Here is a 23,878-nt window from a genome sequence, read left to right on the forward strand (position 1 = left end):
CAAGGGTGAGCCGGGGCCCCCGGCTCACCCGCCCGACGGCTCCGCGTACGCCACCGGGTCGTCCAGCACGTCCTGCACCACCAGCGCCGCCGCGCCCCGCGCCGCGTCCCCCGCCACCGACGACGCGCGGAGCCGGCCGCTGCCCGGGGACCAGAGGCCCGACACCACCCTGCCGGTCAGCTCCTCGTCGGCCGGGGGCGACAGCCACGGCATCAGGCCCCGGTAGATCCCGCCGAGCACCACCGCGTCCGGGTCGACCAGGTTCACCGCACCCGACACCACCCGGCCCAGCATCCGCCCCGCCTCGGCGACCGCCGCCACCGCCCGCTCGTCCCCGGCCCGCGCGCGCCGCTCCAGCTCCAGCACGCCGGAGCCGCCCCCGGCCCCCGGCCCGTCGACCCCGGCCGCCCGCAGCAGCGCCGTCTGTCCGGCGTACTGCTCCAGGCAGCCCCGCGAGCCGCACCGGCACTCCGGCCCGTCCGGGTCCACCACCACATGCCCGATCTCCCCGGCGAACCCGTGCGCCCCGCGCAGCAGTTCACCGTTCAGCACCAGCGCGCCGCCGACCCCGATCTCCCCGGTCAGATACAGGAAGCTGTGGACGTCACCGAGGCCGCCGAACCACAGCTCGGCCAGCGCCGCGAGATTGGCCTCGTTCTCCGAGGCGACCGGCAGCACCGGGCGGCCGGGGCGCAGCGCGGTGAGCGCGTCGCCGAACAGGTCCTGCGCCGGGACCTCGTTCCAGCCGAGGTTGGGGGCCTGGCGTACCGCGCCGCCGGAGACCAGACCGGGCAGCGCCAGCGCGGCGCCCACCGGGCGGAGCTCCTGCTCGCGCGCCGAGTCCAGGGCCCGCGCGGCGATCGCGGCCGCGCGGGCGAGGACCTCCTCGGCGGGTGCGCCCCGGTTGTCGAGGTGTTCGGTCTGCCGGACCCGGCCGGTGCCCGCGAGGTCGACGACGCAGACCGAGACGTAATCGATGTTGATCTCCACACCGAGCCCGGCGGGACCGGTGCGGGCCACCTTGAGCGCGGTGCCGGGGCGCCCGGCCTGCCCGCTGAACGTCTTGCCCGACTCGGTGAGGAACCCGTTGTCCATCAGCTGCTCGACGAGCGAGGAGACCGCGGCCCGGGTGAGGCCGACCCGCGCGGCGACGCCGGCGCGGGTCGCCTCACCGCTCTCGCCCTCGTCCCGCACGGCGCGCAGTACCAGGCTCAGATTGTGCCGTCGCACGGTGTCCTTGTCGGCCTTGGGCCCCAGCGGAGTGAGGATGCTCTTCATATCGTCGCCGAGCCTATGCGATCGCGGACACGGCGGGCAGCGCGGCGGACACGGCCCCCCTCCGCGACGTGCGGAAGGGGGCCGGTCCACAGGGTGTCAGGGCTTCGCGCCCCGGGCCTTCAGCATGTCCGCCATCAGCCCGATCTCGGACTGCTGGCCGCTGACCATGCCCTGCGCCAGATTCCGGATGACGTCCGTCCCCGCCGCCTCGGCCCCGGCCCGCGCCATGTCCACGCCGGCGCGGTGGTGCGCGGTCATCAGCCGCAGGAACAGCACCTCGGCCGCCTTGCCCTCGGCCGCCTGTAGCGCCTCCAGTTCGGCGTCGGTGGCCATGCCCGGCATCAGCGAACCGTCCCCGGTCGGCTTGACGGTGTGACCCATCCACGCCATCGGCGGCTTCGCCGAACTCTTGGGCAGGCCCCACATCTCCAGCCAGCCCAGCATCATGCCGCGCTGGTTGGCCTGGGTGTTGATGATGTCGTACGCCAGCCGCCGCACGTCCTCGTCATCGGTGCGGTCCCGCACGATGAACGACATCTCCACCGCCTGCTGATGGTGGATCGCCATGTCCCGGGCGAAGCCCGCGTCCGCCGACTCCTCCGCCGGAGCGGACAGCGCCGCCTTCGCGGACGGGGACGCCGCGGACGGCCGGACCACCATCAGCGCCACCAGACCCACCGCGAGCAGCAGCACGGCGGTGCCCGCGAGCACCATCCGCCGGGTGGAGGAGAACGGTCCCGTCGCGGAGGTCACTTGTCGAGTCCGCCGGTGCAGGCGGCACCCGGCTCAGGGGTCTGCGGGCCCTGCACGTACTTGGAGAAGAACTGCCCGACACGGGAGTCGGAGGCGTCCTTGACCGTCACCTGCTTGCCCCACGCGCTGAGCATGAGGGGTTCCTTCTGGTCCTTGACCGGGCTGATGAAGGTGTACGGGGTGGACTTGACCTTGTCCGTGAGCGCCTTGACGTCCGCCTCCGGGGCCTTGTCGTTGTACGTGACCCAGACGGCGCCGTGCTCCAGGGAGTGGACGGCGTTCTCCTTCGGTATCTCGGCGGTGTAGACGTCCGCGTTGCAGTTCATCCAGACCTGGTTGTGGTCGCCGCCGACGGGCGGGTTCATCGGGTAGTCGACCTTGGTCGCCACGTGCTCCCGGCCCAGGTCGTCCCAGCTGCGCTCACCGGTGACGGGGGAGGCCTTGGCCTGCTCCTCCTTCTTCTCCTTCTCGTTCGCCTGGTACACCAGGTAGCCGCCTCCGGCGACCAGCGCGAGGACCACGGCGACCGACGCGCCGATGGTGATGAGGCGGCCCCGGCGCTCACGGGCGCGCTCCTGGCGGCGGGCCTCCTCCAGCTTGGCGCGGCGGGCGTTGGCGGGGGAGTTCTGGTTCTTGGCGGCAGCCATGGAAGGTCCTCGTCGTTCAGCGGATGCGGGGATGCAGACGGTCGTGCAGGAAAGCAAGGCGAAACAGGGCACGCGGGCAGCCGCTCCCGGGCTCCGGCACGAAGCGCGGAGCGGGAAGCGGGCCCGGCTCTAGATCCGTTGGACCTGAAGACGCAGCTGATCGACGGAGTGGGCACCGTCGTGGGAGGGCCCCCGGATCGCGGCCGCCCCGCACAGCGGGGCGACGGGCACGAAGGCCACGGGGGAGGGGAGGGCCACGGGCGCGGTCGACACCGGGAGCACGATGGCCGCCGAGTGGGTCGAGCTGCCGTGGCACGAGGTCCCGAGCCCCCGGTCGGCGGGGGCGGCCAGGACGACCGGCTCGACGGCCAGGTCGGGAACCGGCGTCAGCGTCCGTACGGGGGCCGGGCCAGGAGCCTCCATCGCCACCGGCACGGCAGCGGCGGCCGGGGTGGTGACCGAGCAGCAGAAGAGCAGGGACAGCAGGGCCAACGCCCAGCCCAGCGAGGCGGGCAGGCCTGCGCGGCATTGCTGCCGGTCGGTCCGAGCGCTCACCCTGGTCATGGCCCGTCATCGTAGTAGGTGCATGAAGATTCAAAGAATATGGGTCACCGATTCCGCGGGACAGTGTGCCGGACGGCCGGGCGGCGCGACAGGGGGCAAATCTTTTACAGGTGTAATACCTGTTAACGTATATGGGTGAGTGATACACCTGGTGACCCGTCCCCCCGGATCCGGCAGCCGTTCGCCCGCCGCCTCCCCCTCGCCGCCCCGCTGCGTCTCAACCGTCCCTCGGACACCTGGTTCAAGCCCGCGCTGAGCGTCGTCGCCGCCTCCGCCGTACCGCATCTGACGCTCCTGGCCCTCGGCCGGCTGGACCTCGTGATGTACACGATGGCCGGTTCGCTCTGCGCGCTGTACGGCCACGGCCTGCCGTACGCCCGGCGGGCCCGGACCGTGGCGGGCGTCGTGCTCTCCATGACCGCCGGGCTCGCGGCCGCCCTGGTCACCGCCTCGCTCACGCACTCCACCGCCGTGCTCGTCGCGGTGGGCGCGCTCCTCGCCGCCACGCAGAAGGCGGCGTGCGATGCGGTCCGGATCGGCCCGCCCGGCCATGTGATCCTCACCTTCGTCAGCTCCGCCGCGCTGTTCGCCCCGCAGCGCCTCGGCCAGGTCCCGGCCCACCTCGCGCTGACCCTGGGCGCGGGTGCGGTTGCCTGGCTCGTCTGTGTGGGGCCCGCGCTGATCCGCCGTGAGGGGCCCGAGCGCCGGGCCGTCGCCCGCGCCCTCGAAGCCGCCGCCGACCGCGTGGCCGAACCCGGGCCCCGTACGCGCCACACCGCGGCCGCCGCCGTGCACGGCGCCTGGCAGTGCCTGCTCGCCTCCGGCCGGCCCACCCCCGTACGGCGCTCCCTGGAACGACTCGTGGTGCACGCCGAGACGGCCCTCTCGGACCCGGACCGGCTGCGCGCCTGGGCCGCCCTGACCCGCGCCCGGGGGCCCGTCCCCGAACCACCGCCCGCACCCGGCACGGCCGCCGAGCTGTACGGGATCGGCGCTGAGCGGGCATCGCTGCGCGCCTCAAGTGGTCGCCGCGCCGCCCGCCGCACGCTGCTGCGCAGCCTCGGCCCCGGATCGCACCTGCTGCCCGTGGCCGTCCGTACGCTGATCGGCTGTGCGCTCGCCGGCTACCTCTGCGCCGCCCTCGGTGTCGGCCGCCCCTACTGGGCCATCGTCACCGCCGCCTCCCTCTACCAGGCCAACACCACCCTCACCTGGAACCGGACCCTCCAGCGCACCCTCGGCAACCTCCTCGGTGTCCTGGTCTTCGCCGCCGTCCTGCCGCTCTCCCGCACCGGCCCGCTCGCGCTCGTCCTGTGCTGCCTCCTCTTCAGCTTCGCCGCCGAGGCCCTGATCACCCGGAACTACTGGCTCGGCTCCGTCGCCGTCACCCCGATGGCCCTCCTGGTCCTGGAGTTCGGCGGTACCCACCCGGCCGGGGAGCTGGTCGGCGACCGGGTCCTGGACACCGTCCTCGGCGCGCTCGCCGGGTTCCTCGCGGCGGCGCTCGTCACCAACCGGAGGGCGGCGGGCCGCGTCGAGCGCGCCCTCGAAGCCGCCGCACAGGCCCGGACCGATGCCGAGAGGGCGTACGCGGACCGGGACCGCACCGGCCCCGCCGGGCTCGACCGGGCGCGCCGCGCGCTGACCGCGCGCCTCGTCGAACTGCGCGAGGCCGCCGACATCGCGGCGGGGGAGTGGTGGCAGCGCGCCCTGCCCGAGCAGGAGCTTCTCGCGGCCGAGCGGGCCGGACACCGTACGCTCGCCGCGACAGCACAACGGCTGGGCCCGCCGGTCCGCGCCCCGGAGACGCGGCGCGGCGCGGTGGCCCCTGCCCCGGCGAACGGAGCGGCGTGACCGACGACATCGTGGCCTTGGTGGTGCGGCAGTGGCAGGCCGTCGATCCCGAGCTCGACACCGGCCCGATGGAGATCATCGGCCGGATCAACCGCTGCGCCGCCCTGCTCCAGCAGGCGGAGGACGCCCCGCTGCGCTCCGCCGGACTGACCCGCCCCGAGTTCGACCTCCTCGGTGCTGTCCGCCGTACAGCCCGGGAACTCACGCCGGGCGAGCTGGCCCGGGAGACCTTCTCCTCCGGCGCCGCCGTCACCAAGCGGCTGCGCGCCCTCCAGGAACGCGGCCTGGTGGACCGCCGGGGCGACGAGCGCGACCGGCGGGTCGCCCATGTCCGCCTCACCGACGAGGGCCGCGCCCTGGTCGACCGGCTGCTGCCCGAGCAGCTCGCGTACGAACGGGCGGTGCTCTCGGGGCTCGACGACGGGAGCCGCGATGAACTCGGGTCCCGGCTGGCTGAGTTGCTGGTGCAGCTGGAGGGGCGGATCGGCGGAGCGCGGCGCTGAGGGCCGCGTACGCCCCTGGTCGCGCCGGGTCAGGGCGGCGGTGCGAGTGCCAGCAGCGCCGCCGACTCCCGTAGCCGCTCCGCCCGTTCGTCGAGCGCCGCTTCGCCGGAGCGGTCCGCCGGGGCCGCGGCCACCAGGGCGAGCCGGTCCCGCCAGCTCGACCCGGCCAGGGCGACGGCGACCGTGGTCATGCCCGGGACGGAGGCGCCCCGGCTGACCGCGTGGCCCCTCCGGCGGATCACCGCCAGCTCGTCCAGCAGAGCCGTCCGCGAGGTGAGCGTGGCCGGGGTGACCGCTTCCAGCTCCTCGTCCGGGTACAGCGCGCACACCTGGTCCGCCGTCATACGGGAGAGCAGCAGCAGCCCGCCCGAGCCCGCGTGGGCCGGGCCGGTCCGCCCCAACTCCAGTGCCACCCGCACCGGATGGGGCGACTCACGCCCGTCGGTGACGATCACCTGGTCGCCGATGAGCGCCTCGCTCCACACCGTCTCCCCGGTCCGCCGGGCCGCGTCCTCCAGCACCGGCCCCAGCCGATCGCGGGCCGCACGGCCGAAACCCGCCGGCCGGCCGAGCCGCACCAGCTCCGGGCCCGCCGCGTAGCCGCGCCCTGACGTGTCCCGGATCGCGAACCCCCGGCTCTCCAGGGTGCTCAGGACCCGGTGCGCGGTGGACCGTCCGACGCGGAGGTGCCCGGCGGCCTCGGTCACGGTGAGGGTGTCATGGGTGAGGAAGAGCCGCATGGCGCGGAGCCCCGTATCCAGCGAAGCGATCGTGTAGTCACCTGTCGCCGTCATGCTTCCGCCCGCTCCCTGTCGTCGTCACTCCGGGTACCCGCCGACGCCCCCGCGGGGTGGCGCCGACCGCCATGATCTCCGTTGCGGCGCCGCCCGCGCGGGGCGCTTCGGGGGTGCGTGGAATCTGCGGTCGTATACGCGTCAGCACAGCGATTTTCCGCGTCACCCGCCGAGTGTTCAGGAATCTGCTCCTTTCGATCCGGTTCGATCATCTGTGCCTCTGTCCTGTTCTGCGGTACGAAATCAAGCGCTGAATAAGCGAATTGATCGGGTATCACCTATCCCTGGATCGATTCCGTCCCGTCAGCCGGGACGCAGAGGGCGAGACAGGGCCCCTTTCCCGCCATCGTCACTCCTCGCGCACGCTCCACAGCGGTGAGTGGCAAAACTGGCGAGTGTATTCCTCTTCGCGGGCTCCCGCAGGGGGTTGGGTGAATATGCCGATCCCCTGTTCTGATCTGGCTAAGCTCACGCGCAGTGAAGTCGAGTTGATGCGAATTCGAGCACTTGTTCCTGAGTCTCCGCTCACGTGCGTATACATCCCGGAATCAACCGCCAGAGGGTTTTAGATGGTCCGTGTTGAATCACCGCCGACCGACAGAGAAGTCCCCGTCGTCCGCGTAGTCCTGCCGCCCGTGGTCCTGCTGGCCGGTGCCACCGCCGCCGGCGTGGCCCTGGTGGTCCCGGCCGCGCGGATACCAGTCGCCGTGTGCGGCGCGATCACCACGCTCGTGGTCGCCGTGCTCACCGTGGCGCTGCACCGCCGCAGGCGCGCCATGGCCGCCCAGCGCGCCGAGTACGAACAGCGCATCGCCTACCTGGAACACCGCATCCTCAGCCACGACTCCGAGACCGTGCGGCTCACCAAGGAGGTCATGCCCGCCGCCATCCGGCGTCTGCGGGTGGGTAATTCGCCCGAGGAGGTCATGCGCGACATCGTCGACGCGGACGCCGCCAACCGGCATCTGCCCAAGGCGCTGCGCGAGCAGATCTTCCAGGTCCTCGAAGTCATCGACAACGAGGAGGCCCGGCGTGACTCCGCGCAGCGCGCCTTCGTCAGCGTCGCCCGCCGCGTCCAGGCGATCGTGCACCGCCAGGCCAGTGAGCTGCGGGAGATGGAGGACCACTACGGGCGCAACCCCGAGGTCTTCGACGACCTGCTCCGCATCGACCACGGCACCGCGCTGATCGGCCGGCTCGCCGACTCCATCGCCGTCCTCGGCGGGGCCCGCCCCAGCCGCCAGTGGCCCAAGCCCGTACCGCTGTTCAGCGTGTTGCGCGGCGCGATGTCCCGCATCCTGGAGTACCAGCGCGTCGACCTGCACTCGATCGCCAAGGTCGCCATCGTCGGCACCTCGGTCGAGCCGCTCATCCACGCCTGCGCCGAACTCCTCGACAACGCGACCCGCTACTCGCCTCCCCAGACCCGGGTGCACGTCACCGCGGTCGAGGTGCAGACCGGTATCGCCATCGAGATCGAAGACGGCGGCGTCAGCCTCAGCGAGGAGGCCCGCGCCCGGGCCGAGAACATGCTCGCCCAGGCCCAGGCCGGCATCAACATGAACGACCTCGGGGAGTCCCCGCGGCTCGGCATGGCCGTCGTCGGACGGCTCTCGCGGATGTATCAGCTCCAGGTGTCGCTGCGCCAGTCGGCGTACGGCGGTGTCCGCGCGGTCCTCATCGTGCCGCGCGACATGATCACCACGGGACCCGCTCCGGGCATCGCCCACGGGATCGGCGCCACCTCGCGGCCCACCAGCTCGCTGGACATGTCGCAGCTCCAGCACGTGGTGCCGCCGCCCGGAAAGCGCAAGTCCAAGCCCAAGCCCGCCGCCACCGGCCCGGTGCCCTCGGTGGTCGCACCGGCCCCCGCCGGTGCCCCCGCCGCGGCCGCCCGTCCGGCCACGCCCGCCGCGGCCATGGAGGACGACGTCCCGGTGGTCACCGAGTGGACCGAGAACGGACTGCCGCAGCGCCGCAGCCGGGGCCGCGCCCCGCTCGGCTCGCACAATCTGCCGCAGCAGCCCCCGCCGCCCCCTGCCCCCGTCAACGGTGGCCTGCCGAGCCGGGGCGGACACCCCGACGGCGGATACGGCGGGCCTGCCGGACCCGGCGGGCCCGGTGGCTCCGGCGAGAAGCCCCCCGGCCTCTGGCTGGAGGCCTTCACCAAGGCCGTCAACGGCGTACCGCAGGAACCGAAGCACGGCGAAGACTCCGATGACGCGTGGGACAAGGGAGACCTGAAGTGATCCAGCAGCGGGGAAACATGGACTGGATGCTCAAGGAGCTGGCCGACGACGTGCCGAGCATCCACCAGATCGTGGTGCTCTCCTCGGACGGGCTGCGCATCGCCATGCACGGCGGCGACCCCGATGTCGCCGACCGGCTGGCGGCCGCCTGCGCCGGGCTCCAGAGCCTGGCCGCCGCGGTGGCCACCGAAATCCCGTACAGCGACGGTCTGATGAAGCTCGTCGTCATCGAGGTCACCGGCGGCTTCTTCTACCTGATGGCCGCCGGGACCGGCGCGTACCTCGCCGTGCTGGCGGGCGAGACCGTGGACGCCGGTCTGGTCGGCGCCCGGATGCGGGACATGGTCGTGCGGATCGGTGCCCACCTGACCAGTCCGCCCCGCCACGGCGGGCAGTCCGGATGAGCGGACCCCGACGAGAACGCCGCAAGACCGATCCGGCGCTCAGCGATCCGGAACGGCTGTACGTGATCACCGGCGATCTCGACGACAGCGAGCGCGCCGCGCTCGACCTGGTCACGATGGTCGTCGCGCAGGCCGAGCCCTCGCCGACGTTCCAGCCGGAGCAGGCCGCGATCCTGCGGCTCTGTCAGGCGCCCTTATCGGTCGCCGAGATCTCCGCCTACCTCAGCCTGCCGTTCAGCGTGGTCACCTCGCTCCTGAGCGATCTCCTCGCGACCGAACTCATCGAGTCGCGAGCGCCGATCGTCCGCGCCACACTCCCCGACAGGTCCCTTCTCGAAGCGGTGATGCATGGACTTCAGAAGCTCTGACACGATCACCGGACCCCGCACCGAGGACGTCCTCCCCACCACGGCCACCGCCGCGGTGAAGGTCGTGATCGTCGGCGGGTTCGGCGTCGGCAAGACGACCATGGTCGGCTCGGTCAGCGAGATCCGGCCCCTGACGACCGAAGAGACCATGACCCAGGCCGGCGTCGGCGTGGACGACAACGCCGGGGTGGAGACGAAGACCGCCACCACCGTCGCCATGGACTTCGGCCGGATCAGCCTCAGCGAGGAGCTGATCCTCTACCTCTTCGGCACCCCCGGCCAGGAACGCTTCTGGTTCCTGTGGAACGGCCTCTTCGAAGGAGCCCTCGGCGCCGTCGTCCTCATCGACACCCGGCGGCTCGAAGTCAGCTTCGACGTCATCGGCCGGCTGGAGGAGCGCGGAGTGCCGTTCGTGGTGGCCGTCAACACCTTCCCCGACGCACCGCACCACCCGGTCGAGGCCCTGCGCAGAGCCCTCGACCTGCCGGACGAGGTCCCGATGATCGACTGCGACGCCCGGCTGCGGGCCTCCAGCCGCGATGTGCTGATGACCCTCATGCGCTATCTGCACAGCCTGGCCGTCCCGCTCGCCTGACGGGCCTCGGAACGGCTCCGGCCGTTCGCCTCGCCCCGTCCCGTGGGAGCGGTTCCGGCCGTTCCCGCCCGCCCGGTGCCCCGTCGGCCCCGGGACGGTTCCCGGCCGTCCCGAGGCCGGGAGCGCGCGCCGTTCCCCCGGCGCGCGCCCCCGCGCACACCCTGCCCACCTGCGCTCGCCCCTTGGCCGTCCTGATCCCTGGAGCCACTGTGACAACCCCCTTCCACCACGAGCCCGGCGCCGCCCCGCCGCCCCAGTGCCCGGCCCACAACCTCGGCGTCGGCCCCGGCGGCCTGCGCCGGCTGTACGGCCCCGAGGCGGAGAACGACCCCGCCGGCCTCTACGACAAGCTCCGCGCCGAACACGGCACGGTCGCCCCGGTCCTGCTCCACGGCGACGTACCCGCCTGGCTCGTCCTCGGCCACAGCGAGAACCTCCACCTCACCCGGACCCCGTCCCAGTTCTCCCGGGACTCCCGGCGCTGGCGGGCCCTCCAGGACGGCAGCGTCGCCCCGGACCACCCGCTCGCCCCGATCTTCACCTGGCAGCCCGTCTGCGTCTTCGCCGACGGCGCCAAGCACGAGCGGCAGCGCGGGGCGGTCACCGACAGCATGGAGCGCATCGACACCCGGGGCGTGCGGCGCCACATCAACCGCTTCAGTAACCGCCTGGTCAACGACTTCTCCGAGAAGGGCAGCGCCGACCTGGTCAGCCAGTTCGCGGACCATCTGCCGATGATGGTGATGTGCGCGATCTTCGGCATGCCCGAGGAGTACGACGAGCGGCTCGTCCAGGCGGCCCGCGACATGACCCGAGGCACCGAGACCGCCGTGTCCAGCAACGCCTACATCGTCGGGGTGCTGACCCGGCTCGTGGAGCGCCGCCGCGCCGAACCGGCCCCCGACTTCGCCTCCTGGCTGGTCGAGCACCCCGCCACGATGACCGACATCGAGGTCGTGGAGCACCTGCGCCTCATCCTCATCGCCGCGTACGAGTCGACCGCCAACCTCATCGCCAACGTGCTGCGCATGGTCCTCACCGACCCGCGCTTCCGCGCCCGGCTCAGCGGGGGCCATATGACCGTGCCCGAGGCGGTGGAGCAGACCCTCTGGGACGAGCCGCCCTTCACCGCGGTCTTCGGCCGGTGGGCGGTCGGCGACACCGAGCTGGGCGGCCAGCAGATCAAGGCGGGTGACGCCCTGCTCGTCGGCATCGCCCCGGCCAACACCGACCCCACGGTCCGCCCCGACCTCACCGCCAACATGGAGGGCAACCGCGCCCACCTGGCGTTCAGCGGCGGTCCGCACGAGTGCCCCGGCCAGGACATCGGCCGAGCGATCGCGGACGTGGGCGTCGACGCCCTCCTGATGCGCCTGCCGGACCTGGAGCTGGGTGTGCAGGAGAGCGAGCTGCGCTGGGTCGGCAACATCATGTCCCGCCACCTGGTGGAGCTGCCGGTGAAGTTCGCCCCCAGCCCGCAGCAGAAGCTGGACTCCGACCCGCTCTCGGTGATGGCCCGCGCCGCCCGTCCGAGCGGCGACTGGGAGATCTCCTCCCCGGCCCGCCCCGTCCCCGAGCCCGCGCACTCCCTCGCCGGGACGCAGCCCGCCCACGCCCCGGGCGCGGCGCCGCAGCCCCGCCCGGCCCCTGCTCCCGCAGCGGCGCCCGCCGAGCCGGCGCCGGAAACCGCTGTGGTCCCGCAGCAGCGCCGCCCGGCCGCGCCCGCCCGGCTCTGGCAGGCGGTCTCCCGCTGGTGGAACGGCTACTGACCCGCTCCGGCGGCGGCACCGGACCCGTGCGTGAGGTCCGGCGCCGCCGCCGACGTGCGCGGGGCGCACCCCCGTACCATCGAGCAGCGTGAAGCTGACAATTCTTGGCGGTGGCGGATTCCGGGTGCCTCTCGTGTACGGGGCCCTGCTCGGCGATCACGCCGAGGGCCGCGTCTCCAGGGTCACCCTGTACGACACCGACGCCGACCGGCTCACCGCCGTCGCCCGGGTGCTGGAGGAGCAGGCGCGGGGCGTGCCCGACGCGCCCGCCGTCGTCGCCACCACCGAACTCGACGAGGCGTTGCGCGGCGCCGACTTCGTCTTCTCCGCGATCCGCGTCGGCGGTCTGGCCGGCCGGGCCGCCGACGAACGGGTCGCCCTCGACCTCGGTGTGCTCGGCCAGGAGACGGTCGGCGCCGGGGGCATCGCGTACGGGCTGCGCACCGTCCCCGTCGCCGTCGAGCTGGCCCGGCGCATCGCCCGGCTCGCCCCGCACGCCTGGACCATCAACTTCACCAACCCGGCCGGGCTGGTCACCGAGGCCATGTCCCGCCACCTCGGCGACCGCGTCATCGGCATCTGCGACTCCCCGGTCGGTCTCGGGAGGCGAATCGCCCGGGTCCTGGGCGCCGACCCCGACCGGGCCTGGATCGACTACGCCGGACTCAACCACCTCGGCTGGGTGCGGGGGCTGTACGTCGACGGGCGGGACGAACTGCCCCGGCTGCTCGCCGACCCGGAGCTGCTGGGCTCCTTCGAGGAGGGCCGGCTCTTCGGCCCGGAACTGCTCCGGTCACTCGGCGCGATCCCCAACGAGTACCTGCACTACTACTACTTCAACCGCGAGGCCGTCCGCTCCTACCAGGAGGCCGAGCAGACCCGGGGCGCCTTCCTCCGCGACCAGCAGGAGGGGTTCTACGCCCGGATGCGGGAGCCCGGCACACCTGCCCTCGCCACCTGGGACCGTACCCGTGCCGAGCGCGAGGCCACGTACATGGCGGAGAACCGGGAGGTCGCCGGGGCGGGGGAGCGGGAGGAGAGCGACCTGGAGTCCGGCGGCTACGAACAGGTGGCCCTCGCGCTGATGCGGGCCGTCGCCCGGAACGAACGCACCTCGCTGATCCTCAACGTCCGCAACCGCACGGCCCTTTCGGTGCTGGACGCCGATGCCGTGGTGGAGGTGCCCTGCCTGGTCGACGCCAACGGGGCCCACCCGGTGGCCGTTTCGCCGCTCCCGTACCACGCCGTCGGTCTCGTCACCGCGGTGAAGGCCGTGGAGCGGGCGGTGCTGGAGGCGGCGGGGAGCGGGTCCAGGTCGGCGGCCGTGCAGGCCTTCGCGCTGCACCCGCTGGTCGACTCCGTCGCGGTGGCGCGGCGGCTGGTGGACGGATACACCGAGGCCCATCCGCAACTCGCCTTCCTCGACCGGCCGTAGGAGGCGGCCTCAGGGGGCGGTCTCAGAAGGTGGCCTCAGGGGGCGGGGACGACGCTCCGGGCCCAGGTCGGTGCCACGCCCGCCACCTGGCAGACCATTAAGAAGAGCGGGATCGGCGGGGTGTACGGGGTGAGGCTGTCCGGCGAGTGGATCAGGCGGGGGCGCACGGCGGGGACGTCGGCGCCCCGGGCGTACATCACCTGCTCGGGCCAGTCCAGATCCAGGTCGGAGCCGGCCGGGACGATCCACCACCAGCGGTCCGCGTCGGCGAACACGCAGCCGGTGCGCGGGAGATGGGACATCAGCCGGAAGCCGTGCCGCGCGGGCACGCCGACCGCGTCACACCCCAGACTGGCCGACATCGAGGGCGGCAGCGACAACTGGACCCGGCCGCCCCGGGATTCCTCGGCGGCCCGCGGGCGCGGCGTACCGCGCAGCCGGGACAGCGCGTTCCTCAGCATGGCTGCTCCACACCGTGCGGCAGCTCCGCCCACACGATGCGCCCGGAGTGGTCGCCCGCGTCATGGGAGCCCCACGAGCTGCTCATCGTGTCGACCAGCAGCAGGCCGCGCCCGTGCTCGTCGTCGGAACAGCGCCGCAGCCGGGGGCCGCCCGGCTGGTGCCCCTGGTCCTGCACGGCTATCCGCAGCCGTCTGCCGAGACAGCGCAGCTCGCACACCACACGGGTGCTCGCGGTGTGCACGACCGCGTTGGTGACCAGCTCGGACACGATGAGAACGGCCGCGTCGTACACATCGCCGCCCAGCTTCCAGCTCTCCAGCCGGGCCCGGGTCAGCTGCCGCGCACCGGCCACCGACTCGGGGTGCGCGGGCAGCGCGAAGCAGTAACGGAGCGCTTCCGTCCCGGGGCTGAGGTCCATGAGCCGGGGGATGAGCGCACTGCCAGGTGCCACGACCGATTCCTCACAGTGGGGGCTGCGTCACGCTTCGCTCCCCGGTGTGAGAGGAGCGGTCATGACTGAGCGAACTGGTTCGACACCCAACTCTCCCCCTGACGAGGACACTTGGCAAGGGGCACTCTGAAATTTTCAGAGTGGCTGTGTCGTTGGGGGCGCACGCGTGGCACACTGCTCGCAAAACAGCGCATGGGGAGGTCTGAAGTGAGCGAACCGCGGTCCGCCCCGACCGTGGGCCAGGTCGTGCTCGGCAAGCGCCTGCAGGATCTGCGGGAGCGCGTCGGCCTGACCCGTGACCAGGCGGCGAAGGTGCTCAGGGTCGCTCCCGCGACGATACGCAGGATGGAGACGGCCGAGGTCGGCCTCAAGATCCCCTATGTCCAGCTGCTGCTGAAGGCCTACGGCATCGCCGACGACGAGGCCGAGGCCTTCGTCGACCTGGCCGAGGAGGCGAACAAGCCGGGCTGGTGGCAGCGGTTCCACGACGTCCTGCCCGACTGGTTCAGCATGTACGTCAGCCTGGAGGGCGCAGCGAGCCTGCTGCGCATGTACGAGCCGCACTTCGTCCCCGGGCTGCTCCAGACCGAGGACTACGCGCGCTCCGTGATGCGCACCGGAGCCGTCGGCCAGACCCGGCCCGAGGACATCGAACGCCATGTGGCGCTGCGCATGGAGCGTCAGTCGCTACTCGCCAAGGAGGACGCCCCCCGGCTCTGGGTGATCATGGACGAGACCGTCCTGCGGCGGCCGGTGGGCGGCCCCCAGGTGATGCGCGCCCAGATCGACAAGCTGCTCGAAGCCACCGAGCTGCCCCATGTCACCCTGCAGATCGCGGAATTCGCGAGCGGCCACCACCCGGGCACCTACGGGCCGTTCGTCCTCTTCCGGTTCGCCGTACCCGAACTTCCGGACATGGTCTTCAGCGAGTACCTCACCGGAGCGGTCTACTTCGACGCCCGGCCCGAGGTCGCCTCGTACCTCGAAGTCATGGACCGCATGGCGGCTCAGGCCGCAACTGCACAACGCACGAAGGAAATCCTCCGGGACTTCCGCAAGGAGCTGTGATGAACCATATATACAACGGCATGCCGGCCGCCGACCTCGGCTCCGAAGGCTGGTACAAGCCCTGGAGCGGCGGCAACGGGGGCAACTGCATCGAGGCCATGAAGCTCGCGGACGGCCGGGTCGCGGTGCGCCAGTCCGCCGATCCGGACGGCCCCGCGCTCATCTACTCCAACGGCGAGATCGCCGCGTTCATCCAGGGTGCCAAGGCGGGCCAGGCGGATTTCCTTCTCACCTGACGCACTACCACTTATGCTGTCCGACCCCTATCCACGGAGTGCGCCATGACCGGGCAAGACCCTCAGGCCATCGAGATCGACACGAGCAAGCCGCATCCCGCCCGGATGTACGACTGGTTCCTCGGCGGCAAGGACAACTACCCGGTCGACGAGCAGATGGCCCGCCAGCTGCTCCAACTGGACGCCCGGGGGCGGGACATGGCCCGGGTCAACCGCGCCTTCATGCACCGGGCCACCCGCTGGCTCGCCGAGAGGGGCGTACGCCAGTTCCTGGACATCGGCACCGGTATACCCACCGAGCCGAACCTCCACCAGGTCGCCCAGCAGACCGCGCCCGACGCGCGGATCGTCTACTGCGACAACGACCCGATCGTCCTCGCCCACGCGGCGGCCCTGCTGCGCTCCACCCCCGAGGGCGCCACCGAGTACATCCAGGCCGACGCCCGCAAGCCCGAGACCATCCTGGCCGCGGCCGGCAAGGTCCTGGACTTCGAGAAGCCGATCGCGCTCTCCCTGCTGGCCCTGCTGCACTTCATCGACGACGAGGACGGCGCGGCCGAGCTGGTCGACAAGCTCGTCGACCAGCTCCCCTCCGGCAGCTATCTGGTGCTCTCGCACACCACCGGCGACTTCAACCCGGAGGGCGCCGCGCAGGCACGGGCCATGTACAAGGAGCGCGGGATGACCCTGCGCCCCCGCTCGCGCGCCGAGCTCACCGCCTTCTTCGACGGCCTGGAGCTCGTCGAGCCGGGCGTCTCGCTCTCCGCCGACTGGCGGCCGGAGCTCGGCGAGGTCATCGACGTACCGGGTGACGAGCCGATCCCGGGCTACGCGGGAGTCGCGCGCAAGCCCTGAAGCCGGTCCGTGAGCGCGTGGCCCGTCGTCGCGTCCACATGGTCCGGTACGGGGTCGTGGGCGTCGCCCACCGTCGACGTACCGGAGGGCTCGAAGAGCAGCAGGGAGGCACCGTCCGCCGCGTACGGGCGGTGCCAGGTCCCACGCGGCACGACGAAGACCGCGCCCCGGGGGAGCGTCACGGTCCGCTCGTCCTCCGGCCCGTCCCCGTCGCGCAGGGCGATGTCCAGCTCGCCCTCCACCACCAGGAAGAACTCGTCCGTGTTCTCGTGCACATGCCAGACGTGCTCGCCGTGGACCTTGGCGACGCGTACGTCGTAGTCGTTGACGCGGGTCATGATGTGCGGGCTCCACAGCGCGTCGAAGGAGCCGAGGGCATCGTCGATCAGGATGGGTTCGGTGGCAGGTCGTGCCGTGTCCGTGGTCATGTGCCCATGGTCGGCACTGGACCGCAGCACCCGTGAGTGCTACGAATCGCATATGGCGAAAGAATCCTCGCACCGGACCCCGCACCGGAGCTCCCACCGGAACGCGCACCGGGTCGTCATGATCGTGTCGGCCGGCTCGAACCCCTTCGAAATGGGCGTGGCGACCGAGCTCTTCGGCCTGCGCCGCCCCGAGCTGCCCGTGGACTGGTACGACTTCGCGCTCTGCTCGCCCACCCCCACGGTCCGGATGCACGCGGGCTTCTTCCAGCTCTCCGGCGTCCGCGGGCTCGACGCCGTGGACCGCGCCGACACCGTCATCGTCCCCAACCGGCCCGACCCGCTGGAGGACGCCGGGCCGGAGGTCCTGGCGGCGATCCGGCGCGCCGCCGAGCGCGGCGCCCGGCTGGTCAGCTTCTGCACCGGGACGTTCACACTCGCCGCCGCAGGCGTTCTGGACGGCCGGCGCGCCACCACGCACTGGCGCTGGGCGGAGGCGTTCACCGCCCGGTACCCGCAGGTGGACCTCCGGCCCGACGTGCTCTTCGTCGACGACGGACAGGTGATCACCGCGGCGGGCAGCGCAGCCGCCCTGGACACCTCACTCCACCTCGTCCGCGCCGACCACGGGGCCGAGATCGCGGCGGCCGTCAGCAGGCGACTGGTCCACCCGGCGCACCGGGACGGCGGTCAGCGCCAGTTCATCGAGCACCCGCTGCCCGAGGTCGCCGACGCCTCGCTCGCCCCGCTCCTGGACTGGGCCGCCGAGCACCTGACCGAGGGCCTGGACGTGTCCGCGCTCGCCGCCCGCGCGGCCGTCAGCCCCGCCACCCTCCACCGCCGCTTCCGGGCCCAGCTCGGCACCACCCCGCTGGCCTGGCTGACCGAGCAGCGGACCACCCTGGCCTGCCGCCTCATGGAGCGCGGCGAGGACCGTCTCGACGTGATCGCCCGCACCTGCGGCCTCGGCACGGCGACCAACCTGCGGACGCAACTCCGCCGCCGTACGGGGCTGACGCCCACGGAGTACCGCAGCCGGTTCGCGGCGGGGCGCTGAGGGGACGGGGCGTCCAGCGGCAGGAGGGCGAGCGGACGGGGCGGGGCACCGGCCCCGTACGCCCAGGCCACAATGGACCCATGTCACGACGCACCTCCCGCCCCCGGCAGCCCGCCGCCCCGCAGGCCCCGCGCATCACCCCCGCCTCGCCCTGCCCCTGCGGCCTGACCGCGACGTACGGGGAGTGCTGCGGCCGCTTCCACTCCGGCAGCGCCGCAGCCCCGACCTGCGAGGCCCTGATGCGCTCCCGGTACGCGGCCTTCGCCGTCCAGGACGCGGCGTACCTCCTGCGCACCTGGCACCCCGAGACCCGGCCGCCGGGCGTCGACTTCGACCCCGCGATGCGGTGGACGGGGCTGGAGATCCTGGAGACCACCGAGGGCACCGCCTTCCACACCACGGGGACCGTCACCTTCCGCGCCCACTACACCGACGACGGGCGCCCCGACTCCCTCCACGAGCACAGCCGCTTCGTCCGCCACGAGGGCGCCTGGGTCTACGCGACGGCGGTCTTCGTCGACTGAGACCGGGCCGGCGGTACGACCCCGTAAACCCTTTCCCACCAGGGCGGAAGGCCCCGTACGATCCGCGTATGAACGAGGACGAAGCCGAAGCGCCGTACGCCGGGCGGCAACGGTTCTGGCGCGGCGAGCACCTGGCCTTCACCCCCATGGAGCCGGACGACGCCGAGCTGATCCAGCACTGGCGCGCCGACCCGGTCGCCGCCCAGGAGATCGGCGTGTGGCCCGGACCGCTCCACGAGCTCCACGAGCGGCTCGTCTCCTACGTCGAGGACCGCACCCGCGACGACTTCCTCATCCTGCTCCCGGACGACACCCCCATCGGCCACATAGCCCTCACCGACGAGGACTTCGTCGACGGCACCGCCGAGGCCTGTCTCCTGCTCGCCCCCGAGCACCGCTCCAACGGGTACGGCGCCGACGCGCTCGCCGCCCTGACCGACCTGGCCTTCGGCGAACTGCCCCTGCACCGCGTGGAAGCCGTCACCCACACCGGGAACGCGGCAGCTCTCGCCACCCTGAAGAGGGCCGGGTTCACACAGGAGGGCGTACGCCGGTCCTCCTGCCTGCACCGGGGCCGCCGCCACGACAGCGCGCTCCTCGCCCTGCTCCGTACGGAGTGGGAGGCGCAGACCCGCCCCCGGGCCTGGGACCACGTCTGACCCGAGGGATCAGGCCGGGGCCCCCACCCGGGTGGAGCCGCCCGGGTGGGGCGCCGGGGACAGCTCCTGGGTCAGGTCCTCCGCCAGGAGCCGCTTCGCGATCACGTCCACGGCGATGCGGAGCCGCGCGTCGTCCGGCCGGGCCCCGTCCTCCGCGAGCCGCTCGTTGAGCCAGCGGCCCCAGGCGTCGGAGATCACGGCCGCCTCGCGCCGGCCCGCCGCCGTATGGGAGAAGAGGCGGCCGTCCCCGCTGAGATAGCCCTCCTCGATCATCCGGTCGAAGACGGGGACCAGCACCTCCGGCGGCAGCCGGTGCCGGGCCGCGATCAGCCGCAGCCCCGCATGGCCGACCATCCGGGTGAAGAGGTCCACCTGCATCACCGCCCAGGCTCCCGCCATGTCCAGCCGGGTGTCGGACCCGGTGACGATCCGCCGGGCCGTGTCCGGTCCGGCGCCGTGCAGGATCGCGGCCACCGAGATCTCCAGGAGCTTCTCGGAGTCGCCGCTGCCGGGCTGGGCGAAGCCCTCGCCCATGTCCGTGGACGCGAGCCGGGCCGAGTCCCGCAGCTTCACCTCCTTGAGGAACAGCGCGACGACGAAGCCGATCAGCGCCACCGGAACCGTCCAGAGGAACACGGTGTGCAGCGTCTGCGCGTACGCCTGGGCCAGCGGCTCCACCTGGGCGGCGGGCAGCGCGTGCAAGGCCTGCGGGCTCTCCGACGCCCGGGCCAGGACCGCCGGGTCGCCGCCGGCCGCCACCGCCTGGGCGATCCCGTCGGTGAGGTTCGGCGTCAGCGCGTTGGCGTAGATCGTCCCGAACACGGCCGTGCCGAAGGCGCTGCCGAGCGTACGGAAGAAGGTCACGCCCGAGGTCGCCGTACCCAGGTCCGCGTAGTCGACGGTGTTCTGCACGGCGATCGTCAGCACCTGCATGGCCAGGCCGATCCCGAGCCCCAGCACCACCATGTACAGGGACTCCAGCCACACCCCGCTCTCCGGCCCCATCCGGGAGAGGAGGAAGAGCCCGGCCGCCATGACCAGCGTCCCGACGATGGGGAAGACACGGTAGCGGCCCGTCTTGCTGACCACGTTGCCGCTGAAGATCGAGGCGGCCAGCAGACCGGCGACCAGGGGCAGGGTCCGCACACCCGAGAGCGTCGCCGAGTCCCCGTCCACGTACTGGAGGTAGGTCGGCACGAAGATGATCGAGCCCAGCATCGCGAAGCCCACGATGAAGCTGAGGATCGAGCAGACGGTGAACACCGGGTTCCGGAACAGCCGCATGGGCAGCATCGGCTCCTCCGCCCGCAGCTCCACCCGGTGGAACAGCGCCAGGGCGACGATCCCGGCGAGGAACAGCCCGATGATCACAGGTGAGCCCCAGGCGTACTCGTTCCCGCCCCAGCTCGTCGCGAGGATCAGCGCGCTCGCCCCGGCGGCGACCAGCGCGATGCCGGCGTAGTCGATGACCGGCCGCCCCACGCCCTTCACCGACGGGATGTTCCGGGCGGCGGCGATCACCACCACGATCGCGATCGGCACGTTGACGTAGAACGCCCAGCGCCAGGTCAGATGGTCCGTGAAGAGTCCGCCGAGCAGCGGCCCGATCACCGTCGAGATACCGAAGACCGCCCCGATCGCACCCTGGTACTTGCCCCGCTCGCGCAGCGGGATCACATCCGCGATCAGCGCCATCGACGTGACCATGATCCCGCCCGCGCCGATGCCCTGCATACCGCGCCAGATGATCAGCATCACCATGTCCCCGGCGAGACCGCAGAGGAACGAGCCGGTGATGAAGATGACCGTGGAGATCTGGAAGACCAGCTTCCGCCCGAACAGGTCACCGAACTTGCCGACCAGGACGGTGGCGACCGTCTCGGCGAGCAGATACGCGGTCACCACCCACGTCATGTGTTCGCCGCCGCCCAGGTCCGAGACGATCGTCGGCAGGGCCGTGCCCACGATCGTCTGGTCCAGCGCCGCCAGCAGCATGCCGAGCACGATGGTGGCGAAGATGATGTTGCGTCGCCGCCGGTCGATGACGGGCGGCGGCGCGGCGGAACTCTGCTCGGCGGGGGCTTGCTCGCTGGCAGTGGTCACGTCTGCACCCTCACACCGGCCCCCGCCGCCCGCATGCGGGGACAGTCCGGATGGGCGTCAGCCGATCAGCGAGGCGACCGACGCCTTCAGCCGCGCGATGAACGCCTCCCGGAGCTCCTCGTCCACCCGGTCCAGCGAGAGGTACGGATTGAGGTCCTCCAGCTCCACGAGGAGCAGCTCGCCCTCCTCCGTACGGCAGGCGTCGACCCGCTGGATGCCGTGGCCGAGCGCGTTCCACTCGATGAAGCGCCGTGCGAACGCCAGGTCCGCCGCGTCGGCCGCGTACGGCTCCAGCACCCACCGCCGCTCCGGGTCCGGCGCGTACAGCGCGTACTGGAAGTCGTGGTCGACGAAGTAGAAGGACACCTCGTGGCGGAAGTCGACCCGGGGCTGCACGAGCAGCACGCCCTCGGCCTCCCGCTCCAGCTCGCCCGCGACCTCCGCCCCGCCGACGAACCGCAGCCCCACCGAGTCCGCCCCCAGCTTCGGCTTGACCGCGTACACCCCGGCCTCGGGCAGCAGCCCCAGATCCGCCGCCCGGTCCACCGTGGGGATCACCGGGAACCCGGCCCGGCTCAGCTCCACCAGATACCCCTTGCCCGCCATGTCCCCCCGCCCGTCCAGCGGGTTGTAGACCGGCACGCCCAGCTCCAGTGCCCGCGCGCGGAACGCGTCGTACGCCTCCTGGTAGTGCAGGACGGGCCCGCTGTTGCGTACGAGGACGAGATCGAAGCGGTCCAGCAGCGCGGCCGCGTCCCGGGGGTGGCAGAGCGCGACGTCGAACGCCTCGCGCAGCCGGGCTGCCAGGAAGATGTCCTCGTCGCAGTAACGCCGCCCGCGCGCCTCGTAGGTGAGATCGGTGACGAGGAGGAGGGCGGGGCGGGGGCCGACGGGGGCGGTCATGGCTTCTCCGGGGTGAGCGTGAGGGAGCGGACGCTCACTATCCCTGACGGCCCCGCCCAGGTCCCCGCCGGGCCCCGCTCCGCCACCGGACCCCGGCCCGCCGCGCCCGTGTCAGGTCAGGAGAACGAGCCGGGACCCACCGCCAGCCGGGGGTGGTGAGCGGCCAGCACCTTGTTGGCGCGCGCCAGCTCGGCGAGGGCCTGTTCGCGGTCGGCCTGGTCCTCGATGCCCAGCCGGGGCCCCCGGAACCTGCGGACCTCGCGGGCCGCGCAGTCGGCCTCGAACTCCGCCTCCAGGATGTGCGGCGGGATGCACGAGCCGATCAGCGCGGCGACCCGGTCCGGGATCGGCACGGGGACGAGGAGGTGCGAGGCGGTCATGGGGCGTTCCCTCTCGGATGGTTGGCCAGGAGGCGGTACGTGGGTGCTGCCGCCGGATGAGCGGCAGACCCCTCCTTGTGTACGGGACGCGGTTCCGGGTTTCTCGTCGGATACGTCTCCGTGTCGCAACCGTTTGGGACTGACCGTCTATTTCGCCTTACGCACGGGTAAGTTGACCTGTCGCGCCAAACATGATCCGGATCAGGGGGATGTGCCGGCCGAGCGGGCGCGCAGCCGCAGGGCGCGGAGCACGGCCTCCGTCGCGAAACGGCTTTCCGGGTCGACGAGTTGATCACCGAAGATGGTCTCCAGGCTGCGCATGCGGTAGCGCACGGTCTGCGGGTGCACATCGAGCAGTTCGCCCATCTGGGCCGCCGTGCCCCGGGTGTCGAGCCAGATCCGCAGTGTCTCGATCAGCCGCTCACGGCGGGTGTTGCTGATCCCCGCCACGGCGGCCAGTTCCCGCTGGGCGAGCTGGTCGAGCAGGGCGGGGTCGGAGAGCAGCCACAGGGTGATGAGGTGGTCCTCGCAGCGGATCAGCGGGGCGTCGTCGATCACGCCGGAGTCGACGAGCTCCAGCACCCGGCGGGCCCAGCGGATCGAGTCGCAGGCCAGGGCGGTCGGGACGGTCAGCCCGATCGCCGCGTGGCCGGCGGGGAGGGCCTGTTCCAGCATGGATCTTCGCGCGTCGTTCAGGGGGCCGGGGACGAGTAAGTGCGGCTGGGGGTCGCTGAGATCGAGGAGGAGGTCCCGGTCGGCGCTGAGCCGGTCGAGGGCGGCCGGGGCGCGGACGGCGACCAGGGTGACCTCGTCGGGCAGCGCCCAGCCGGTCTGCTCGCAGAGGTCGGCGATGGCGCTGCGGGGGGCGGGGCGCCCGGCGAGGATGAGGTGGAGCAGACGCCGGCGCAGCGCCTCGCTCTGCTCCCCGGACTGCGACTGGACCTCCAGGAAGCCCTCGCGGGAGAGCGATTCCAGTTCGTCGACATAGGCGAAGAGCGCGTCGGCGAAGCTGAGCATCAGGGTGGGGGAGAGGTGGTAGCTCTGGCCCACCTTCTTGGCCCGCCGCAGCGCCACCCGCGCGCCGAGCCGGTAGGCGCCCTGGAGGGTGTCCATCGTCCGCCCCTCGTACGCCTCGAACCGCCCGAACCGCCGGCACATGTCGTCCCGAAGCGTGGTGGGGGTGGTGGGCTCGGCCACCAGGTCGACGAAGGAGGCGAGGCTCTGCTCGACGCCCACCCGGATGGCCTGGCCGTTCGGGCCGTCCAGCAGCCGGGCGTATTCCGGATAGGCGCGGGTGACCTCCACGCCGATTTCCTTGATGAGGCTGGGGAGTTCGGGCCGCATGATCGCGGCGAATTCCTGGGGGAGCGGCCCCAGGGGGTCATCGGTGTCCAACGGCTGTATGAGGTGTGCCATGCCATGTCCCCTCTGCTCTCGGCGCCCGGTGGTGGGGTGAGACGGTGGGGGAAAGCGCTCCCACGAACCGACAGGTGTGTACCAAGTCCGCGACGAAGATAGACCACGGAACAGGCACTGCACACC

General features: G+C 72.3%; 26 protein-coding genes. 14 read left to right on the forward strand and 12 right to left on the reverse strand.

Annotated features, from left to right (window positions below; translation table 11 throughout):
- Positions 1 to 24 precede the first annotated feature (24 nt).
- The 4 genes from IF17_RS0132595 to IF17_RS0132610 form a co-directional block, all read right to left on the reverse strand.
- Positions 25 to 1,278: an ROK family protein gene (locus IF17_RS0132595; RefSeq protein WP_030573966.1), complete on the reverse strand. Its 1,254-nt coding sequence runs from the start codon at positions 1,276 to 1,278 to the stop codon at positions 25 to 27.
- Between the two features lie 96 nt (positions 1,279 to 1,374).
- On the reverse strand, positions 1,375 to 1,992 hold the full coding sequence (locus IF17_RS0132600) for a DUF305 domain-containing protein (protein WP_030573968.1): 618 nt from the start codon (positions 1,990 to 1,992) through the stop codon (positions 1,375 to 1,377).
- Positions 1,993 to 2,027: 35 nt separating this feature from the next.
- Positions 2,028 to 2,678, reverse strand: a complete 651-nt coding sequence (locus tag IF17_RS0132605; protein ID WP_030573970.1) for a thioredoxin-like domain-containing protein — start codon at positions 2,676 to 2,678, stop codon at positions 2,028 to 2,030.
- Positions 2,679 to 2,807: 129 nt separating this feature from the next.
- A complete protein-coding gene (locus tag IF17_RS0132610) occupies positions 2,808 to 3,242 on the reverse strand; it encodes a hypothetical protein (protein ID WP_030573972.1) in 435 nt (144 codons plus the stop codon).
- A 135-nt stretch (positions 3,243 to 3,377) separates the two neighbouring features.
- Between IF17_RS0132610 and IF17_RS0132615 the strand changes: the two genes are divergently transcribed.
- Positions 3,378 to 5,096 (forward strand): FUSC family protein, encoded by a 1,719-nt coding sequence (locus IF17_RS0132615; protein ID WP_030573974.1) that lies wholly within the window; start codon positions 3,378 to 3,380, stop codon positions 5,094 to 5,096.
- Positions 5,093 to 5,599, forward strand: a complete 507-nt coding sequence (locus IF17_RS0132620; RefSeq protein ID WP_030573976.1) for a MarR family winged helix-turn-helix transcriptional regulator — start codon at positions 5,093 to 5,095, stop codon at positions 5,597 to 5,599. Before IF17_RS0132615 ends, IF17_RS0132620 begins: the two co-directional genes overlap by 4 nt.
- A gap of 29 nt (positions 5,600 to 5,628) precedes the next feature.
- Here the strand turns inward: IF17_RS0132620 and IF17_RS0132625 are convergent, their stop codons facing one another.
- Positions 5,629 to 6,393 carry an IclR family transcriptional regulator gene (locus tag IF17_RS0132625; RefSeq protein ID WP_030573978.1) on the reverse strand — a complete coding sequence of 255 codons (765 nt, stop codon included), beginning with the start codon at positions 6,391 to 6,393 and terminating at the stop codon, positions 5,629 to 5,631.
- Between the two features lie 569 nt (positions 6,394 to 6,962).
- On the opposite strand from IF17_RS0132625, the gene IF17_RS0132635 reads away from it, so the two are divergent.
- The 6 genes from IF17_RS0132635 to IF17_RS0132660 all read left to right on the forward strand — a co-directional run bounded on the left by IF17_RS0132635 (position 6,963) and on the right by IF17_RS0132660 (position 13,213).
- Positions 6,963 to 8,642: a sensor histidine kinase gene (locus IF17_RS0132635; RefSeq protein WP_030573980.1), complete on the forward strand. Its 1,680-nt coding sequence runs from the start codon at positions 6,963 to 6,965 to the stop codon at positions 8,640 to 8,642.
- Complete coding sequence (locus IF17_RS0132640; RefSeq protein WP_006128841.1) at positions 8,639 to 9,046, forward strand: roadblock/LC7 domain-containing protein; 408 nt, start codon at positions 8,639 to 8,641, stop codon at positions 9,044 to 9,046. Before IF17_RS0132635 ends, IF17_RS0132640 begins: the two co-directional genes overlap by 4 nt.
- The gene (locus IF17_RS0132645; protein WP_026241710.1) at positions 9,043 to 9,414 is read left to right on the forward strand and encodes a DUF742 domain-containing protein; all 372 of its coding nucleotides are present in this window, start codon (positions 9,043 to 9,045) and stop codon (positions 9,412 to 9,414) included. The genes IF17_RS0132640 and IF17_RS0132645 overlap by 4 nt, the downstream gene beginning before the upstream one ends.
- Positions 9,395 to 10,009, forward strand: coding sequence for a GTP-binding protein (locus IF17_RS0132650; protein ID WP_010058144.1), 615 nt, complete (start codon positions 9,395 to 9,397; stop codon positions 10,007 to 10,009). The genes IF17_RS0132645 and IF17_RS0132650 overlap by 20 nt, the downstream gene beginning before the upstream one ends.
- A gap of 209 nt (positions 10,010 to 10,218) precedes the next feature.
- Positions 10,219 to 11,778: a cytochrome P450 gene (locus IF17_RS0132655; protein ID WP_030573984.1), complete on the forward strand. Its 1,560-nt coding sequence runs from the start codon at positions 10,219 to 10,221 to the stop codon at positions 11,776 to 11,778.
- A gap of 88 nt (positions 11,779 to 11,866) precedes the next feature.
- Entirely contained in the window at positions 11,867 to 13,213 is a 1,347-nt protein-coding gene (locus IF17_RS0132660; protein ID WP_030573987.1) for a 6-phospho-beta-glucosidase, read from the forward strand.
- Between the two features lie 35 nt (positions 13,214 to 13,248).
- On the opposite strand, the gene IF17_RS0132665 is transcribed toward IF17_RS0132660, so the two are convergent.
- Both IF17_RS0132665 and IF17_RS0132670 read right to left on the reverse strand, forming a co-directional pair.
- The gene (locus IF17_RS0132665) at positions 13,249 to 13,674 is read right to left on the reverse strand and encodes a hypothetical protein (protein WP_030573991.1); all 426 of its coding nucleotides are present in this window, start codon (positions 13,672 to 13,674) and stop codon (positions 13,249 to 13,251) included.
- Positions 13,668 to 14,126 carry an ATP-binding protein gene (locus IF17_RS0132670; protein WP_030573994.1) on the reverse strand — a complete coding sequence of 153 codons (459 nt, stop codon included), beginning with the start codon at positions 14,124 to 14,126 and terminating at the stop codon, positions 13,668 to 13,670. Before IF17_RS0132670 ends, IF17_RS0132665 begins: the two co-directional genes overlap by 7 nt.
- 207 nt (positions 14,127 to 14,333) lie before the next feature.
- Here IF17_RS0132670 and IF17_RS0132675 point away from each other — a divergent pair, with 207 nt between their 5' ends.
- Genes IF17_RS0132675 through IF17_RS0132685 form a run of 3 tightly spaced genes read left to right on the forward strand, consistent with a single transcriptional unit; the run spans position 14,334 to position 16,285 of the window.
- Positions 14,334 to 15,194 carry a helix-turn-helix domain-containing protein gene (locus IF17_RS0132675; RefSeq protein ID WP_030573997.1) on the forward strand — a complete coding sequence of 287 codons (861 nt, stop codon included), beginning with the start codon at positions 14,334 to 14,336 and terminating at the stop codon, positions 15,192 to 15,194.
- Positions 15,194 to 15,430: a DUF397 domain-containing protein gene (locus IF17_RS0132680; RefSeq protein ID WP_030573999.1), complete on the forward strand. Its 237-nt coding sequence runs from the start codon at positions 15,194 to 15,196 to the stop codon at positions 15,428 to 15,430. Before IF17_RS0132675 ends, IF17_RS0132680 begins: the two co-directional genes overlap by 1 nt.
- A gap of 45 nt (positions 15,431 to 15,475) precedes the next feature.
- Complete coding sequence (locus IF17_RS0132685) at positions 15,476 to 16,285, forward strand: SAM-dependent methyltransferase (RefSeq protein ID WP_030574002.1); 810 nt, start codon at positions 15,476 to 15,478, stop codon at positions 16,283 to 16,285.
- On the opposite strand, the gene IF17_RS0132690 is transcribed toward IF17_RS0132685, so the two are convergent.
- Positions 16,258 to 16,713: a cupin domain-containing protein gene (locus tag IF17_RS0132690; protein WP_030574005.1), complete on the reverse strand. Its 456-nt coding sequence runs from the start codon at positions 16,711 to 16,713 to the stop codon at positions 16,258 to 16,260. The genes IF17_RS0132685 and IF17_RS0132690 overlap by 28 nt on opposite strands.
- Positions 16,714 to 16,765: 52 nt before the next feature.
- On the opposite strand from IF17_RS0132690, the gene IF17_RS0132695 reads away from it, so the two are divergent.
- From IF17_RS0132695 to IF17_RS0132705, 3 genes are all read left to right on the forward strand, one after another.
- The gene (locus tag IF17_RS0132695; protein WP_030574008.1) at positions 16,766 to 17,767 is read left to right on the forward strand and encodes a GlxA family transcriptional regulator; all 1,002 of its coding nucleotides are present in this window, start codon (positions 16,766 to 16,768) and stop codon (positions 17,765 to 17,767) included.
- A gap of 80 nt (positions 17,768 to 17,847) precedes the next feature.
- Positions 17,848 to 18,291, forward strand: a complete 444-nt coding sequence (locus tag IF17_RS0132700; RefSeq protein ID WP_030574010.1) for a YchJ family protein — start codon at positions 17,848 to 17,850, stop codon at positions 18,289 to 18,291.
- 68 nt (positions 18,292 to 18,359) lie between these two features.
- Positions 18,360 to 18,950, forward strand: a complete 591-nt coding sequence (locus IF17_RS0132705) for a GNAT family N-acetyltransferase (protein ID WP_030574013.1) — start codon at positions 18,360 to 18,362, stop codon at positions 18,948 to 18,950.
- A 9-nt stretch (positions 18,951 to 18,959) separates the two neighbouring features.
- Here the strand turns inward: IF17_RS0132705 and IF17_RS0132710 are convergent, their stop codons facing one another.
- From IF17_RS0132710 to IF17_RS0132725, 4 genes are all read right to left on the reverse strand, one after another.
- Complete coding sequence (locus IF17_RS0132710) at positions 18,960 to 21,053, reverse strand: MDR family MFS transporter (RefSeq protein ID WP_030574016.1); 2,094 nt, start codon at positions 21,051 to 21,053, stop codon at positions 18,960 to 18,962.
- Positions 21,054 to 21,110: 57 nt separating this feature from the next.
- Positions 21,111 to 21,956, reverse strand: a complete 846-nt coding sequence (locus IF17_RS0132715; RefSeq protein ID WP_030574019.1) for an ATP-grasp domain-containing protein — start codon at positions 21,954 to 21,956, stop codon at positions 21,111 to 21,113.
- A 116-nt stretch (positions 21,957 to 22,072) separates the two neighbouring features.
- Positions 22,073 to 22,336, reverse strand: a complete 264-nt coding sequence (locus IF17_RS0132720) for a hypothetical protein (protein WP_030574021.1) — start codon at positions 22,334 to 22,336, stop codon at positions 22,073 to 22,075.
- A 201-nt stretch (positions 22,337 to 22,537) separates the two neighbouring features.
- Positions 22,538 to 23,752, reverse strand: coding sequence for a PucR-like N-terminal domain-containing protein (locus IF17_RS0132725; protein WP_030574024.1), 1,215 nt, complete (start codon positions 23,750 to 23,752; stop codon positions 22,538 to 22,540).
- Between the last annotated feature and the right edge of the window lie 126 nt (positions 23,753 to 23,878).

This window comes from Streptomyces cyaneofuscatus, from assembly GCF_000718135.1.
GTDB classification, from domain to species: domain Bacteria; phylum Actinomycetota; class Actinomycetes; order Streptomycetales; family Streptomycetaceae; genus Streptomyces; species Streptomyces cyaneofuscatus.